General features: G+C 57.4%; 16 protein-coding genes. 7 read left to right on the top strand and 9 right to left on the bottom strand.

What is annotated here, in order from left to right:
- The first annotated feature begins 5 nt into the window (after positions 1–5).
- The 4 genes from ACP15N_RS10100 (at position 6) to ACP15N_RS10085 (ending at position 3,600) form a co-directional block, all read left to right on the top strand.
- The gene (locus ACP15N_RS10100; protein WP_425092139.1) at positions 6–1,616 is read left to right on the top strand and encodes a thiamine pyrophosphate-binding protein; all 1,611 of its coding nucleotides are present in this window, start codon (positions 6–8) and stop codon (positions 1,614–1,616) included.
- Between the two features lie 60 nt (positions 1,617–1,676).
- Positions 1,677–1,934 carry a hypothetical protein gene (locus ACP15N_RS10095; RefSeq protein WP_425092138.1) on the top strand — a complete coding sequence of 86 codons (258 nt, stop codon included), beginning with the start codon at positions 1,677–1,679 and terminating at the stop codon, positions 1,932–1,934.
- A gap of 11 nt (positions 1,935–1,945) precedes the next feature.
- Positions 1,946–2,143, top strand: coding sequence for a CsbD family protein (locus ACP15N_RS10090; RefSeq protein ID WP_425092137.1), 198 nt, complete (start codon positions 1,946–1,948; stop codon positions 2,141–2,143).
- Between the two features lie 155 nt (positions 2,144–2,298).
- Positions 2,299–3,600 carry an MATE family efflux transporter gene (locus ACP15N_RS10085; RefSeq protein ID WP_425092136.1) on the top strand — a complete coding sequence of 434 codons (1,302 nt, stop codon included), beginning with the start codon at positions 2,299–2,301 and terminating at the stop codon, positions 3,598–3,600.
- 7 nt (positions 3,601–3,607) lie between these two features.
- Here the strand turns inward: ACP15N_RS10085 and ACP15N_RS10080 are convergent, their stop codons facing one another.
- The 7 genes from ACP15N_RS10080 to ACP15N_RS10050 all read right to left on the bottom strand — a co-directional run bounded on the left by ACP15N_RS10080 (position 3,608) and on the right by ACP15N_RS10050 (position 9,338).
- Complete coding sequence (locus ACP15N_RS10080; protein ID WP_425092135.1) at positions 3,608–4,255, bottom strand: potassium channel family protein; 648 nt, start codon at positions 4,253–4,255, stop codon at positions 3,608–3,610.
- A gap of 3 nt (positions 4,256–4,258) precedes the next feature.
- Positions 4,259–5,716: a TrkH family potassium uptake protein gene (locus ACP15N_RS10075; protein WP_425092134.1), complete on the bottom strand. Its 1,458-nt coding sequence runs from the start codon at positions 5,714–5,716 to the stop codon at positions 4,259–4,261.
- 8 nt (positions 5,717–5,724) lie between these two features.
- On the bottom strand, positions 5,725–6,408 hold the full coding sequence (locus ACP15N_RS10070; RefSeq protein ID WP_425092133.1) for a mechanosensitive ion channel family protein: 684 nt from the start codon (positions 6,406–6,408) through the stop codon (positions 5,725–5,727).
- A gap of 658 nt (positions 6,409–7,066) precedes the next feature.
- Positions 7,067–7,534 carry a GNAT family N-acetyltransferase gene (locus tag ACP15N_RS10065; protein WP_425092132.1) on the bottom strand — a complete coding sequence of 156 codons (468 nt, stop codon included), beginning with the start codon at positions 7,532–7,534 and terminating at the stop codon, positions 7,067–7,069.
- Between the two features lie 58 nt (positions 7,535–7,592).
- Positions 7,593–8,234 carry a class I SAM-dependent methyltransferase gene (locus ACP15N_RS10060; protein ID WP_425092131.1) on the bottom strand — a complete coding sequence of 214 codons (642 nt, stop codon included), beginning with the start codon at positions 8,232–8,234 and terminating at the stop codon, positions 7,593–7,595.
- A gap of 5 nt (positions 8,235–8,239) precedes the next feature.
- Positions 8,240–8,632, bottom strand: coding sequence for a DUF6326 family protein (locus ACP15N_RS10055; RefSeq protein WP_425092130.1), 393 nt, complete (start codon positions 8,630–8,632; stop codon positions 8,240–8,242).
- A gap of 64 nt (positions 8,633–8,696) precedes the next feature.
- On the bottom strand, positions 8,697–9,338 hold the full coding sequence (locus ACP15N_RS10050; protein ID WP_425092129.1) for a class I SAM-dependent methyltransferase: 642 nt from the start codon (positions 9,336–9,338) through the stop codon (positions 8,697–8,699).
- 87 nt (positions 9,339–9,425) lie between these two features.
- Between ACP15N_RS10050 and ACP15N_RS10045 the strand changes: the two genes are divergently transcribed.
- Positions 9,426–10,364 (top strand): LysR family transcriptional regulator, encoded by a 939-nt coding sequence (locus tag ACP15N_RS10045; RefSeq protein ID WP_425092128.1) that lies wholly within the window; start codon positions 9,426–9,428, stop codon positions 10,362–10,364.
- Between the two features lie 92 nt (positions 10,365–10,456).
- Positions 10,457–10,744, top strand: coding sequence for a hypothetical protein (locus ACP15N_RS10040; protein ID WP_425092127.1), 288 nt, complete (start codon positions 10,457–10,459; stop codon positions 10,742–10,744).
- Positions 10,745–10,967: 223 nt separating this feature from the next.
- On the opposite strand, the gene ACP15N_RS10035 is transcribed toward ACP15N_RS10040, so the two are convergent.
- Positions 10,968–11,102, bottom strand: coding sequence for a hypothetical protein (locus ACP15N_RS10035; protein WP_425092126.1), 135 nt, complete (start codon positions 11,100–11,102; stop codon positions 10,968–10,970).
- 238 nt (positions 11,103–11,340) lie between these two features.
- Between ACP15N_RS10035 and ACP15N_RS10030 the strand changes: the two genes are divergently transcribed.
- Positions 11,341–12,579 carry a tyrosine-type recombinase/integrase gene (locus ACP15N_RS10030; protein WP_425092125.1) on the top strand — a complete coding sequence of 413 codons (1,239 nt, stop codon included), beginning with the start codon at positions 11,341–11,343 and terminating at the stop codon, positions 12,577–12,579.
- 102 nt (positions 12,580–12,681) lie between these two features.
- Here ACP15N_RS10030 and ACP15N_RS10025 read toward each other — a convergent pair.
- Positions 12,682–13,847, bottom strand: a protein-coding gene (locus tag ACP15N_RS10025; RefSeq protein ID WP_425092124.1) for an IS3 family transposase whose coding sequence is annotated in 2 segments (ribosomal slippage) — positions 12,682–13,595 and positions 13,595–13,847 — 1,167 coding nt in all. Because the reading frame shifts where the segments join, the coding sequence is not laid out codon by codon here.
- Positions 13,848–13,921 lie beyond the last annotated feature (74 nt).

Raw genomic sequence — 13,921 nt, 5'->3', positions numbered from 1 at the left:
ACGCGATGACCGGAGCACAGCTATTCGTAAGTTGCCTGCAAGCGGGCGGCATCGACACGATCTTTGCCTTGCCGGGCGAAGAGACAACCGACCTTATAAACGCGCTCGACTCGTCTGACATCGACGTGGTCCTGTGCCGACATGAGCAGGCCGCCGCCTTCATGGCTTCTGTGCATGGGCGATTGACTGGGCGACCGGCGGTTTGCCTTGCCACACTCGGACCCGGCGCGACAAACCTTGTAACGGGTGTTGCCGATGCGACGCTGGATCTGGCGCCCTTTATAGCGGTGACGGGGCAGGGCGCGCGTCGACGCGTGCCGGAGGGCAAGAACAGCCACCAGATTATCGATCTAGAGAAGCTTTTCGAACCGGTTACCAAGCGGTCGCGCATGATCTGGTCTGGCGCAGAAATTCCGGACGCCGTTTCCGAGGCACTGGACCTGTCGATGCGACCGCGACCTGGCGCCGTGCATCTGAGTTTGCCGGAAGATCTCGCCTCGGAGGACGTGGAAGGTGCGCCTGTTCAAAGCCCGCTGAGACATGCTCCTACGGCTGCACCCGAGGCTATTGCAAAGGCGACGCAGCGAATTTCGAAGTCGAAACGACCGATTGTTCTGACTGGCAATGGCGTGGTGCGCACTGGCGCTACTGCGGCTCTTGCGCACTTGCTGGCTGAGACCGGTCTTCCAGTGGCGTCGAGTTTCATGTCCAAGGGTGCAGTTGACCCCAATGACATGCAGTTCATCGGGACTTTCGGATTGCCAAGCCATGACAATGTCGATGATGCGATCCTGGAGGCAGATTTAATCCTGACTGTCGGGCTGGACCCGGTTGAGTACCCTTTGGACAAGCTCTCGAATGGCAGAGCAACACCTGTTGTGGCCCTGTCTGAGATCGAGCTGAACACCGGAGCGGATTGGTCGCCGGATGTGGAGGTCGCCGGGTCACTTCTCGTGTCCCTTGAAGCGCTGACAGAGGCGCTTTCCGCACAACATTGGGAAGTCTGGCCAAAGGCAGAAGAAGCGCGATCAGCACTACTCCGTGACTTGAACTGGGCACGCGGCAGGTTCGAGTCCCAACCACCAGATGCAACGGCGCTTGCGCTTGCGGTTTCAGATGCCCTGACTGACGAAAGCGTTCTGATATCCGGCGTTGGCACGCACAAGCTGGCTTTGGCGCGCAACACAGCGCCGCGTAAACCCGGGCAGATCATCATTGGAAACGGGCTTGCCGGCATGGGCATCGCGTTACCTGGTGCGATTGCTGCGGCGCGACTTGGACGCTTTGACCGCGTGCTGGCCGTGTGCGGTGACGGTGAGGTCATGATGAACGTTCAGGACATGGAAACCGCTTCGCGGCTCGACCTGGACATTACCATGGTCGTGTGGGTCGATGGCGGTTTCGGCCTTATTGAAGACAAGCAAGAACAGGACACCGGTACGCGCCCAGACCTGTCTTTTCTCGATATGAAGTGGAGACAACTGGCGGAGGCGTTTGGCTGGCACCACACCCATTGTGAAACAGCAGGCGAGTTGCGGTGGCAGCTAGACCGCAGGCACCCGCCTCGGCGGCGACTGATCACCGTTCCTGTTTCGTATCGCGGTGATCTTGCATGACTTTTTTCGGAACTTCTTCGCGCCATCGACCGTTGATTGGCCAGAGAGAAGGAGAACGCCATGAAACTAGGACTTGCAATTGCAACTGTCATCGCGGTGCTCGCCGTGGGTGCTGGCATCTACATGATCGATATTGATCAGACACAAGAAGCGCAGCTGCCCGAAGTCTCGATTGAAGGCGGCCAACTGCCGAATTTCGAAGCAGAGGTGGGCGACGTACGCGTGACGGAAGAGACCGTCACCGTGCCGAGCGTTGAAGTTGTTCCGCCAGAAGATGATCGCGCGGACCTGACCGGCGATCAGCCCAACATCCAATAAGGAGACCAGCAATGAACCGCGACCAGATTGAAGGCAAATGGACCGAAATCAAAGGCAAGCTCCGCGAAAGCTATGGCGAGCTGACCGATGATGAGATGGAACAAGCCAAGGGCGACCGCGAGCAGATGGAAGGCCTTCTTCAGCAGAAATATGGGAAGACCAAAGACGAAGCGCGCGAAGCCGTGGACGACATCCTCAAGGCGGCCTGACGCCTCGTCCATACAGATACGGGCCATGTTCCCTTCAAGGAGCATGGCCTTTTCATGTGCACATCAACTTTTTGCTCCGGAGATGATAGCAGATGCCAAGCAGAGATCTTACGACGGGTCCGGTGTGGCGCGCGCTTGCAGCTGTTTCGGCACCTATGTCCCTTGGTATCCTTGCGGTTCTGTCGGTTGGTATCGCGGATGCATACTTTCTAGGTCGGCTTGGCGGTGAGCCTCTCGCAGCAATCGGGTACGTCTATCCTGTCACTTCCGCGCTCTCGTCTCTGGCGATTGGCCTTTCTGCCGGCGCGAATGCAAGCGTTTCTCAGGCCATCGGCCGAAAAGAAGGCGACGTATTTCTTGCCCGTTTGTCCGTGCACGCCTTCGCGCTGGGCCTGACCCTTTCGGTCGTTGTAGCGCTTTGCTTTTTTGCAGTTCACGTCCCGCTGTTCAGGTTGATGGGGGCCAGTGATGCTGTGTTGATCGAGATCGAAGTATATGTGCCGATCTGGGCAGCATCCTTTCCGTTTCTTGTGTTGCTGATGATCACGAACGCCGTTCTGCGGGCGCACGGTCAGGCAGCTTTGGCATCCGTGTTCATGATCGTCGCTGCTGCTATGAACATTGCGCTCAATCCGGTTTTGATATTCGGCTTTGGGCCAATCGAAGGTCTTGGAACATCCGGCGCAGCCGCCGCGACGTTTGCAGGTCGCGTAATCGCGGCAGGGTTGGCTTTGTGGTTTGCGATCCGCGCGCGCCACGTTTTCCTGTGCGGTGGTTTTGGCGAACGACTGAAGGCGAACTTCGGCGCGATAGCGAGTGTCGGTGGACCGGCGGCCTTCTCAAACGCCATCAATCCCGCTGGCATGGCTCTGGTGACAGCTGCTGTCGCGACGCTTGGCGATGCCGCCGTGGCAGGCTTTGGCGCCGCCACGCGAATTCAGTCGGTTGCCCTCGTGGTTTTGCTTGCGCTGTCTTCCGGGATCGGTCCGGTTGTCGGGCAGAACTGGGGGGCGGAAGCCTATGAACGTGCAAAAGCCTCTGTCGTGCAAGCGTGGCTTTTCTGTCTCGGATATGGCTTCGTTCTTGGGCTTTGCCTTTTCGCATTCGCGGACCCACTGGCACGCCTTATCGCCAGCGATACGGATGCAGCACGCTTTACTGCGGAGTATCTGTCTATCGTTGGTTGGAGCTTCGCTGGCTACGGAATTCTCGTGACCGCGAACGCTGCAATGAACGCGAGATCCAAGGCGCTTTACTCGATGAGCCTAAGCCTCGGCCGTATCTTTCTGGTTTATCTTCCTCTCGCGTGGCTTGGCGTCTCCGTGTTGGGCTACTCGGGAATTCTTTTGGCAGCTTTTATGGCCAACATCGCCGCAATCGCCGGGGCTGTGTACCTGTGCTACCGAGCTGAGCTGTTGCCTGCAAAGACAAACCTTGCGCGCACGGTGGGGTCTTAGATTTCGGTTATGCGCCGAGTGCGGACTTGAGTGTTTTCACACTGTCGCGCGCTACGACAAACATCAGGATATCGCCTTGCTCGAGTTGCGTATCCTCGTGCAGGAAACTCTCATGCTCGTCCCGGATGTGCGCGACGGCTTGTGCACAATCCGGGATGTCCAACGAACCAAAAGTCTTGCCTTGCAAATCCTCGGGCACAGCGATCCGCTTGAGAGCCAAGTCATTGTGAAGGACAGTGTCCTGGTCAACCTCGGTGTGATCCTCTAGGCTGGCACAGATGCTTTCAGAGACCGTCGCATGCGGGTTGATCACGTCATCCAGGTCAAGTTCGTGGCACACATCCATCAGTTCGGTCGCCGTGATCTGAGGGATAACGCGTCCGTATCCAACGGACCGTGCGACGATGGATGCAAGGATGTTGTCATCCGACGCATTGGTCACAGCAATGAAGACGTCTTCCCGATCGCGATAGGCTTCGCGCAATACAGTGGGCATCGTTCCGTCCCCTTCAATCATCCCGCAATCAAGCCTTTCGGAGAGCTTTTCGAGCCGCGTCTTGTCTTTGTCGATCAAGATGACCTCATGGTTCTGCTCGATCAACCGTTCCGCGATTGCGGCACCGAAGCGCGATGCCCCCAAGACAGTAACACGCATGGATTAAATCCTTTTCATCCAGGTTTTCGGAAGCAGCACGACAAGCACTGCGATGAACTCAAGCCGCCCGAGCCACATAGCAAAGGTCAGTGACAGCTTGAGATCCGCTGGCAGGTCGGCTCCGACCAACCCGGTAGACAGGCCAACGGTTGAAAGCGCTGAAATCGTATCGAAGAGCGCAGGGGCGGGCGCGTGATCGTGCACAAGAAAGTGCATCCAGACCAAGAGCAAGGTGAGCGCATAGATCAGCAGCAGCGCCAGCAAGGAGATGATCGCTTTCCCGGAGACCTTGTCGCCGTCTTGCCGGAGTGGTGCGACGGCGCGATCAGGCATCGACGGTGCCCGTAATGCGTGCCGGAGGGCGCGTGCCAGGGTGCCAACACGCTCCAGCTTCAGGCCGCCACCGGTGGATCCCACATCTGCACCAATCAGCATTGCGATCAGAAATAGGGTCAAGGTAACTCCAGTCTCTGGCATGGGACCGATGGAGTACCCTGCGGTCGATAGCGCCGACACGAGATCAAGAAGTCTTCGCGCAACTTCGGTTGTCGTGAGCGTGGTTGTCGCCAGCAAAAGCGCTGCGTAGACCCCGCAGCTGAGAGCGATACCGGTTAAGACACGTCGTAAAGACCCTGCGAACCAAGCGTCTGCGAATTTTCCTTTGAGCACGAGGACGTAGGTCACCAGCGAAACGGATCCGAGCACGCAAGACAGCATCACGACCGACTGCCCAAGCAGGCTGTAGGAGGAGAGACTGTCTGATCTTGGCGCGAAGCCTCCTGTCGAGATACCCGACAAGATCAAAACCAACGCTTCGTGCCAGCCCGGGATGACCAGCACGGCGAGTGCGATCATGACAAGTGTCAGGCCGAGGTAAACGCCAAGCAGTTGGCGGGCTTTCATCCGTGTCGAAGCGATCCTGTCGCCGTGGTCAATCCCGACAGCGCCAAGACGCTGTGTGGATGTGCCCGACGGCAACAAAAGAGCAAGAACGGCCGTTGCCATTGCCAGCCCTCCAATCCATTGCATCCAAGCTCTCAGAAAGTGGGCCGCAAAAGGCCACTCATCTGGCGCTTGGGCCACGGACAACCCGGTTGTTGTAATACCGCTCATCGCTTCGAACATGGCGTCTACCGGCGGCATTCCCAATTCGACAAACGCTGGCACCGCACCTATGGCGGCGATCAGGAAGACGAGGGCCACCGTGACCATGGCTTCGATCCGGCGCAAATCGTCAGGAAGCGGTTTGCGAAGGACAAGGGCAAACGCCGCGAGTGCCGTTACGGCAGGTCCAGAGAGCGCAAAGCCCAAGGCCAGGTGTCCAGAAAGAAAGGCCCAGGCGGCAGGCGGCAGGTACAAAAGCGCAAAGGCTGGCGCGTGTTTGGCCAGCGTGAGTGCCACGACGGGCAGCCGCGCGCGCATACGCAACGTATCGGCGCCATCACCTAAGGAGGTGTGCACTGGCATTGTCAGGCCGCATCGCTTTTTGGCGCGACACCTGCGATCTCCAGCGGCTCGTTCATGGTCAGAGTGCGATATGGGAAGGGGATTTCTATGCCCTCTGAGTCGAGGGCGCCCTTCACCGCTGCCACAACCTTGTCCCGGCTGGCCCGGATATCCACAGGTCGGGATCCGGTCCACCAAGTCACCTCGAAGTCGATTGAGGACGACCCAAAGCTTTTTGCAAAGACCTGTATGTCGCGCACGTCATCCCGCACCATGTCCACGCTACGCACGGCTTCTGAGATGACGTCTCGGGCTTCATCTACATTCTCGTGGTAGGCCACACCGCAGATGATGCTCGTTCGGCGCAGCTCCCGATTGGTCCTGACCGTCACTGGGTTGTGAAACAGCTGCGCATTCGGCATGACAACGAGCTGCCCATCTGTCTGTCGAATATGCGTATCTCGGATCGTGATAACCTCGATCTGGCCTTCAACGCTCTCACATTCGATGTGGTCTCCAATGCGGAAAGGTTCGCGTAGCAAGATGAGAATGCCCGCAAGGAAGTTCTCGAACGTGTCCTTGAAGGCGAACCCAATCGCGACCGACCCCAGCCCGAGGGTGGTCAAAGCATTGGATGGCGTTATCGTGGGAAAGACGATTGTCAGGGCAATCAAGGACCCCACAAGCCAAAACACAACGCTCGACATGAGCAGGAAAACATCGATCAGGTTTCGGCGAAGTCTGAACCTTGCGCCGAGTCTTCGGATGGTCCCCTTTGCAATCCACAAGACCAGTGCCGTGAAAAGTAAAGCCGCGATCGCAAGCGCAAGGCGCGGCAACGCGGATAAGCTTGACGCCCACCACGAAAGAAGTTGATCCGTTATGACCGGAGGAAGGGCGTCGACTGGCATGCGTTCAAACATGCGTAGGCAACGCGGAAGCTTGGCAAAGGTTCCGAGTTTATGTGCGCTGTTTTTCGAGCCTGATTGTGTCAGGTCGTTGATTGGCGCTGCGCGTATCTCAGAGCAGCGCCTGAATCCTTGGCTAAAACTTCGCCATTGGCTGTCACTCGAATGTCGTCCACTGACCTGCGGTTGCGGTTTGCATTGCCGGTGTTCGAACCGCTTGCTCGCTTCCAATAACCGCAGGTTTCTGAACTACCGGACAAACCAAACGAACTGAGCCGCAGCAGTTGTTGACGTGGCATCGCCTGAAAGCTGCGGAGTAGTCTTCGCTGCGTTGCTTCCAGAGGTTTTCAAGCCGCCGGTCGCATGGGTCGTTTCGGTCACAGCAGACACCTTGGATTGATAGCAACTTGATGGTGGGCTGAGGCTGCCACGAGCGCAACCAGCGGCCTTCGAATTGCTATGTGTTTAGACGGAACTTCATGAACTTGGCCCCGTCGTAGTTCACATCGCCAACGTGCTCGGCCCCAAGTCTGCTTAGCGCCCCGAGGTTCTTCCGAGTTGGCGGCAACAGGAAAGTCACAAATGGAATGCGGTCGTCAGCCATGGCGAAATCAATGGCTTGCTTTGATATCCGTCTGCCAAGGCCGAACGCTATGGGCCGCAAGACAAGACCGAAATCCCACTCGCCCTCTTCTTTCTGGAAACCACCCCACCCGACGTATTGATCGTCGACCAGAAAAGCCCAGTGTCCCAGCCCGTCGCGGGCCCAATATTCTTCTTTCTTTTTGATAAATTTGGTCGCCATTTGGGTGTTCCACGTACCTGTCAAAAGCGGCATGTGCTCGGCGACCCTTGGATCAGACATGTGCGCTGCAATGTCAGATGGCGCCACATCCGTTAGCCGGGAGAACGTGATTGCATGCATCAAGGTCAAGTCCTTTGCCTTCCTCGCGACGCGTAACCGGGACAGGTCAGACGGCAGATCAAGCCCGGTGTCTACGAGCGATCAACGTCGCCGCAGGACCCGACGACGGCAGAAGCTGCACGTCGCAGGTCATCGCGTAGCGTATGTGAGCGCCGATCTGGTCCGTGTCGAGAAACCGACCCGCCCCGCTATACGTAATTCGCTTCTGCATCACCCAATCCAACACCTTGCGCGGCCGTTTTTCCGCACAGAATATTAGACAGAGTAACCCACCGGATCGCAACACGCGGCATAACTCGTCCACTGCAGCCTCCGGTGCGGGCACTGTTTCAAGCGCCCAAGCACAAGTCACTATGTCGAAGCAAGCATCGGGAAAGGGCAAAGCCTCAAGCCGGTTGCGGCTTGTCTCCACCGGGAGGTCGGCGCAGTGCGTGAGCATGGCCCCTGATGGATCCAGTAGCGTGATTTGGTCAGGTCGTACACTTTCTGACAAAAGTCGGCGCGCAAATCTGCCGGTGCCGCAGCCCGCATCGAGGAGCTTGGACCACGGTTTCATTTCAACCCTGACGGCGGCCTCAAGGGCGGCTTGCGCCTCGCCACCTGATAGCCGCAACCAGCGTTGATGATGCTGGTCATAAACAGGAGCCAACCTGTCGTAGATACCGATAGCACCGCCGTCAGTGTTTGTGAGATGGGCCATGGGTTTTAACGCCCGGTCGCTTTTGACGCGACGGCCGCATACCCGAGCGCCCCGCCAAAGGCGATAGAGATAATGCCAGCGCCACCCACGAGTTGCAGAACAAGGTGGAAGCCATCGTCCAAGTCGATTGGCGCTGAGGGGATCATCGTAACCGTTGTGATGATCACACAGACAATAGTCAGCGGTCGCAGAAATCGACGTTCCAATAGAAGCGAGAGCGGGATCATCGAAATGGGAACCGAGACAAGGACCCCGCCAAGAAGCATGAGTTCAGGCGTGATTTCCATCCCGTTGAAATGGTCTGCCATTATGGTGTCGATGTAGCCGGGCGACAGAAACTGGTGAATGTGATGGAAAATGATGTTCATGAGCAGGAAAATCCACAGCACTGACAACACAGTGCGAAGGTTCTGTGGTTGGGATATGTACGCATGCTTGGGTTCGTTCTTGTTGGTGTGAGGCTCAGGCTGGTCGCCGTGCGATGATGAAAGGGTTCAATTTGCCTTTACCGAAATAACGGTGCTCTACGAGAGCGAACCTGGCTTGCATGAGGGCGCAGTCGAGTTCGGCCCGGCTGAGCGGTGTGACAGGCGGGGCCAGGCCGGCCGCACCCAAGGCGCGAACGAACAGACGGAGACTCAGGGACGCGTCGCCGAGGCAGACCGTCTTGGAAAGAAAGAGCCCGCCAGGTTTGAGTTGGGCGTAAACAGAATCCAGAACCCCGGGCACATCTTCCACGAGGTGGAGCAAACTAAAGCTCATCACGACATCAAAGGGTGCTTCGTAAAGCGTTTCGGATGCGTCCGCCCGGGCAAATCTGGCATTAGTTGTGCCAGCTGCGCGCCTTTTATCCTCGGCTATTGCGATCATCGCGCTCGAAATGTCTGTCGCCACGATCTGCGAGACGGCGGGCGCAAGGTGAAGCGCCGTGCTGCCTGTACCGCAGCCGATCTCAAGAACCCGGTCTTCGGCACTCAAGAGCGCTTGGACATGGTCGAGTTTTTGGGCGTAGGCGGCTTCATCCTTTACGGGCTTGGCCGCATATTTCGGGGCGATCCGATCCCAGTAGGGTTCGATATCGCGATATGGTTTGTCTCGATGCATTGTGCGTCTCCGTGTTGGGCGCAGAGATAGCTGTGCATCGAGAAACAGTAGATTGCCGAATTTCCTACATTTGCTATACGCAAATGCATGAACTGGGATGCGATTTCTTTTGACTGGAACCAGGTTCGCGCCTTCCTCGCGACCGCCGAGGAAGGATCGTTCAGTGGCGCGGCACGCGCCCTGAAGACAACTCAGCCGACGATCGGTCGACAGATATCTGACCTGGAGGCCAAACTTGGCGTCACGCTAGTTGAACGCAGCGTGCGAGGGCCCAAGCTGACTGAAACCGGGCGCGAATTGCTCGATCGCGTGCGCGCAATGGGTGACATGGCCACGCTGATTTCAATTGTGGCCACCGGCAAGTCGCAGGAGGTGACAGGTGAGGTCGCCGTGACTGCAACAGACCTGCTATCCGCGTCAATACTGCCGGGTCTTATGTCCCCCCTTCGCGAGGCGGCACCCGGCATTCGTATCCGCATCGTGGCGTCGAGCGACGTGCAGAACCTCACCCAGCGCGAGGCGGATATTGCAATCCGTCATGTCCGCCCTGTACAACCCGATCTGATTGCGCGGCATGTGGGAGATTTTCGCGCCAATCTCTATGCTGCGACTGCCTATCTTGACCGTGCGGGGCGCCCGAAAACAGCGCACGATATTGCGGCCCATGACTTCGTCGGCAACGCAGATCCTCAACGGCTTATGGCCCCGCTTCATAACATGGGCGTTCCTGTCAGGGCAGATCGTTTCGTGATGTCGAGTGAAAGCGGTGTGGTCGCGTGGGAACTGGTAAAGGCCGGCTACGGCGTATCCATGCAGCCGGAAGTATTGGGCGATTCCGAGCCTGGCGTTGAGAAGGTGCTGGCCGAGTTTCCGTCTCTCGAGTTTCCGATCTGGTTGGTGACCCACAGGGAACTGCAGACCAGCCGTCGTATTCGCATTGTGTTTGACCTTCTGGCGCGCGGCTTGTCCAACGCGGCTCGCGGTGTCTCTGGTCAAGCCGACGAGGAGACCAACACGACAGGCTGAAACTGCGACTGGATTCCGCCCGTTACACAGATTTGGCGCTCATCCGGTTACCGCCGGATTGCACCATTCGCGGCCAAACCGACAATGCCCACGTGGACCATCTGACTGCCCGTGTGGTGAAGTTGCGGCGTTTGCTGCGCGACAGGGGCTATCACGCCTACATCAAGGGAAATGGCTCCTATGCCATGAGCCCGGCCCAATCGCCCATGGCCGTGGCTGCGACTGAAGTTCTGCGCTTGAAGATAACTGACCCTGTCGTTGAGATGCTGGCCTTCTTCGAGCAATCTGGCAAGAACGTGAACTTTGTACCTGCGCCAGACGGGCATGATCCGCTTGAGCAGACCGTCATCCATGCGCGGCGTAGCAGCGGTCTACACTAGCTATGCCCATGCGTCGTCTCGACTCTTCGGTGCGATGGGTATCGTGGCTCATCACCGATGCGAGCTGGCCGCTTTCTGGCACACACCTGATGGATTGAAGGCCGCATGAACTCAACTCCCGTTGTCAAAAGGCGCAATCGAATTCCCGGTCTCGCAACCGCATCGATAGGAGTCTGCGTCAGCGGTGACTACTCGCTTTCGGCCCTGGTTTTGACGTGAGACATCAGCGGGCTGCGGTGCGCGAGGAGGTTGGGTCGCGGAGTTGATGGTCAACCTGATAAGCGACGCTGATCAGCACATGTGCCGCAGTGGTCACCATTTTGTCGCCGGAGAGCAGGAGCCAAAGCTGGTTTGGCATACAAGTCACCGATTTCAGTGGTGAGCCGTGCAGGATTCGAACCTGCGACCCACTGATTAAAAGTCAGACGATATTTCTTTTTCGATATCCACGGTTTTGTCTGGTTTCGTTGTTTTTAAACCATAATGTATCTTCTAATCATGGCAACCCACTCCAATCTACTTCGTGCTTTCGGAAGATGTGGAAGACAGGTGAAAGACAGATTTGAGCCGGACAGAGATCACGAGGTGGGCTGTCGATGCCAAAACGTCACTTGAAGCTCACCAAGACTGTCGTTGCAAAAGCTGCCCCGGAAGCTTCGCTATACAAGATCCACGATACGGCTATTTCTGGTTTCTCACTCTTCGTCAGGCCGAACGGAAAGAAGAGTTTCTTTCTTAGGTACAGAGTGCGAGGAGGACGCGCTGCGCGTATTCGCGAGCCGAAGATCGGTGATGCGAGCGCCATGACGGCAGAGCAAGCGCGAAAAATTGCGGCGGACTGGAGCGCTGTGGTGCGGCTTGGCGGCGATCCGGCCGCCGAGAAAGCTCAGAGTAGCAAAGCACCGACAATGCATGCTCTGTTTGAGCGCTACGTTGAGGAGCACGCACGTTTCAACAAGAAGCGCAGCAGCCTTCGAAATGACGAAGCTATGATCGCGCGGATACTAGGCCCCAAGTTCGGCGCGCTTCGCGTTGCCGACGTGTCTCGTCCGGACATTGTCGTATTTCACAAGTCCCTCGTTACCACGCCATATCAGGCAAACCGTGTCTTGGCCCTGCTGTCCAAAGCCTTTCAGCTGGCTGAGGTTTGGGAGTGGCGGCCCGAGAACTCGTACCCCACAAGGCTGGTCAAGAAGTACAAAGAAGTTTCGCGGAAGCGCTACCTCTCACAGCTTGAAACCGAGCGACTGGCGCGCGTGCTTGACGACGTGATTGCAGAAAGGCCGCTCAACTGGTTCTGCAGCAAAACCAAAACGAGATTTACAAAAAGGGTGAACCCCTACGCTGGCTATGCAGTGAAGCTGCTGCTGCTAACCGGCGCCCGATGCAGAGAGATTTTGTCCGCAAAGTGGTCCGAGTTGGATCGCGAGAAGGGCCAGCTAGCGTTGCCGGATACCAAGACCGGCGCGCGGACGATCTTTCTGAGCAAACCGGCGCTTGATCTTCTTCTATCTGTCCCACGCCAACCCGGGAACGCTCACATCATCTGTGGCGGGCGGCCTGGTGACCACCTAAAGAACTTGAAAGACCCTTGGGGGCATATGCGTGAAGCTGCAGAGCTTAAGGATTTTCGCCTCCATGATTTGAGGCATAGCTACGCGTCTTTCGCAGTTGCGAGCGGCATGTCGCTGCCGGTGCTCGGGGCTCTTTTGGGGCACAGTCAACCCGGAACCACGGCGCGTTACGCGCATCTCGCGGACAATCCATTGAGAGCGGCGACCGAACAGGTGGCAGACGCAATCCCAGCGATCGAAGATGGTCGGAGGTCTTCTTAACAATGTCGAGACGTCCCGAAGCTGAAAAGAATACGATGAAAAGTGAGCCTCATCAGCGTTTCAACGATGAAACCAGAGAATGGGAATGACCTTCCCCCGTCGTTAGGGCCGGTTTGATCTGGAATCTTCCGGTTGGGTTTCAGTGTTGAGCGGCAGCGTGGAGACCGCAAGAGTCTCAAGCGCTGGCGCGGTGGTTTTCATCAGGAACTCCGTTGGTGATAGATATCCGAGCGCCGAATGAGGGCGCTTGGTGTTGTAGTGATTTCGCCATCTTCCAATTTCTTCGCGCGCATGACGGAGGGATCGGAACCAGTGGAGGTTCAGACATTCGTCTCTGAACTTGCCATTGAAACTTTCGACGAAGGCGTTCTGCACTGGTTTTCCTGGCTCGATGAACCGCAGACGCACGCCGGTCCGCTCTGACCAGTCAAACATGGCCTTGCTGGTCCCTTCTGGGCCGTTGTCGAGGACGATTTCTGCCGGCAGCCCGACACGCAGTGCCAAGTCGTCCAGAAAGCGCGCCATGCGCGCCCCAGGGATCGACACATCGACGATTTGGCCGGGACAGAACCGGTTGTGGTCGTCGACAATGTTAAGCACCCGAAACCGGCGGCAGTCAGCCAACTGGTCGCCGACGAAGTCCAAGGACCATCGTTGCATCGGTCTTTCTGGCACCGTGGGTGCGACACGATCCCGCCTAGGCAGCTTGCGCCGCTTCTTCGTCCGAACCTGCAAGCCAAGCTCGGTGTAAAGCCTGTACGTGCGCTTGTGGTTCACCACCAAGCCTTCGCGTCGCATCATCGCGTGCAGGCGCAGATAGCCATAGCGCCGGTTCTCAGACGCCAGTTCTTTCATGCGCTTGATCGCAGCCTCATCGTTCTTCGGCAGTGGTCGATATTGCTGCACCGACCGGGACAGCCCGACGATCCGACAGGCCCTACGTTCGCTCAGACCCAGCTCGCTGATCAGAAACCCCACGGCTTTGCGCTTAGCCATGGGCGTTACCAATTTTTTGCCAGAAGTTCCTTCATCGAGGTCATGTCCAGCATCTGGTCCGCCACGATCCGCTTAAGCTTGGCGTTCTCCACTTCCAACTCACGCAGCCGTTTGGCCTCAGATGCATCCATCCCGCCATACTTCTTACGCCAGCTGTAGAATGTCGCCGAGCTGATGCCGTGACGCCGACAGATGTCATCCGTCTTCGCACCAGCCTCGCTCTCTTTCAGCACGCCGATGATCTGTTCTTCAGAAAAGCGCTTCCGCTTCATGGGTCTTCCTCCTTCATCCATTCAAAGGTGGAAAATTCCAGTTCGCAATGGCCCGGATATCGGGGGGAAGGTCA

Origin of the sequence: Tropicimonas sp. S265A (genome assembly GCF_049800835.1) — a bacterium.
Taxonomy (GTDB): domain Bacteria; phylum Pseudomonadota; class Alphaproteobacteria; order Rhodobacterales; family Rhodobacteraceae; genus Dinoroseobacter.
The sequence above is the reverse complement of the archived record's forward strand: the minus strand, read 5'-3'. Positions and strand labels throughout refer to the sequence as shown.

Coding starts and splice junctions, on each gene's coding strand:
- ACP15N_RS10070 (WP_425092133.1), bottom strand. CDS start 6,408: ATGTCGAGCGTTGTGTTTTGGCTTGTGGGGTCCTTGATTGCCCTGACA.
- ACP15N_RS10100 (WP_425092139.1), top strand. CDS start 6: ATGACCGGAGCACAGCTATTCGTAAGTTGCCTGCAAGCGGGCGGCATC.
- ACP15N_RS10080 (WP_425092135.1), bottom strand. CDS start 4,255: ATGCGTGTTACTGTCTTGGGGGCATCGCGCTTCGGTGCCGCAATCGCG.
- ACP15N_RS10060 (WP_425092131.1), bottom strand. CDS start 8,234: ATGGCCCATCTCACAAACACTGACGGCGGTGCTATCGGTATCTACGAC.
- ACP15N_RS10085 (WP_425092136.1), top strand. CDS start 2,299: ATGTCCCTTGGTATCCTTGCGGTTCTGTCGGTTGGTATCGCGGATGCA.
- ACP15N_RS10090 (WP_425092137.1), top strand. CDS start 1,946: ATGAACCGCGACCAGATTGAAGGCAAATGGACCGAAATCAAAGGCAAG.
- ACP15N_RS10045 (WP_425092128.1), top strand. CDS start 9,426: ATGAACTGGGATGCGATTTCTTTTGACTGGAACCAGGTTCGCGCCTTC.
- ACP15N_RS10050 (WP_425092129.1), bottom strand. CDS start 9,338: ATGCATCGAGACAAACCATATCGCGATATCGAACCCTACTGGGATCGG.
- ACP15N_RS10030 (WP_425092125.1), top strand. CDS start 11,341: ATGCCAAAACGTCACTTGAAGCTCACCAAGACTGTCGTTGCAAAAGCT.
- ACP15N_RS10035 (WP_425092126.1), bottom strand. CDS start 11,102: ATGCCAAACCAGCTTTGGCTCCTGCTCTCCGGCGACAAAATGGTGACC.
- ACP15N_RS10095 (WP_425092138.1), top strand. CDS start 1,677: ATGAAACTAGGACTTGCAATTGCAACTGTCATCGCGGTGCTCGCCGTG.
- ACP15N_RS10065 (WP_425092132.1), bottom strand. CDS start 7,534: ATGCATGCAATCACGTTCTCCCGGCTAACGGATGTGGCGCCATCTGAC.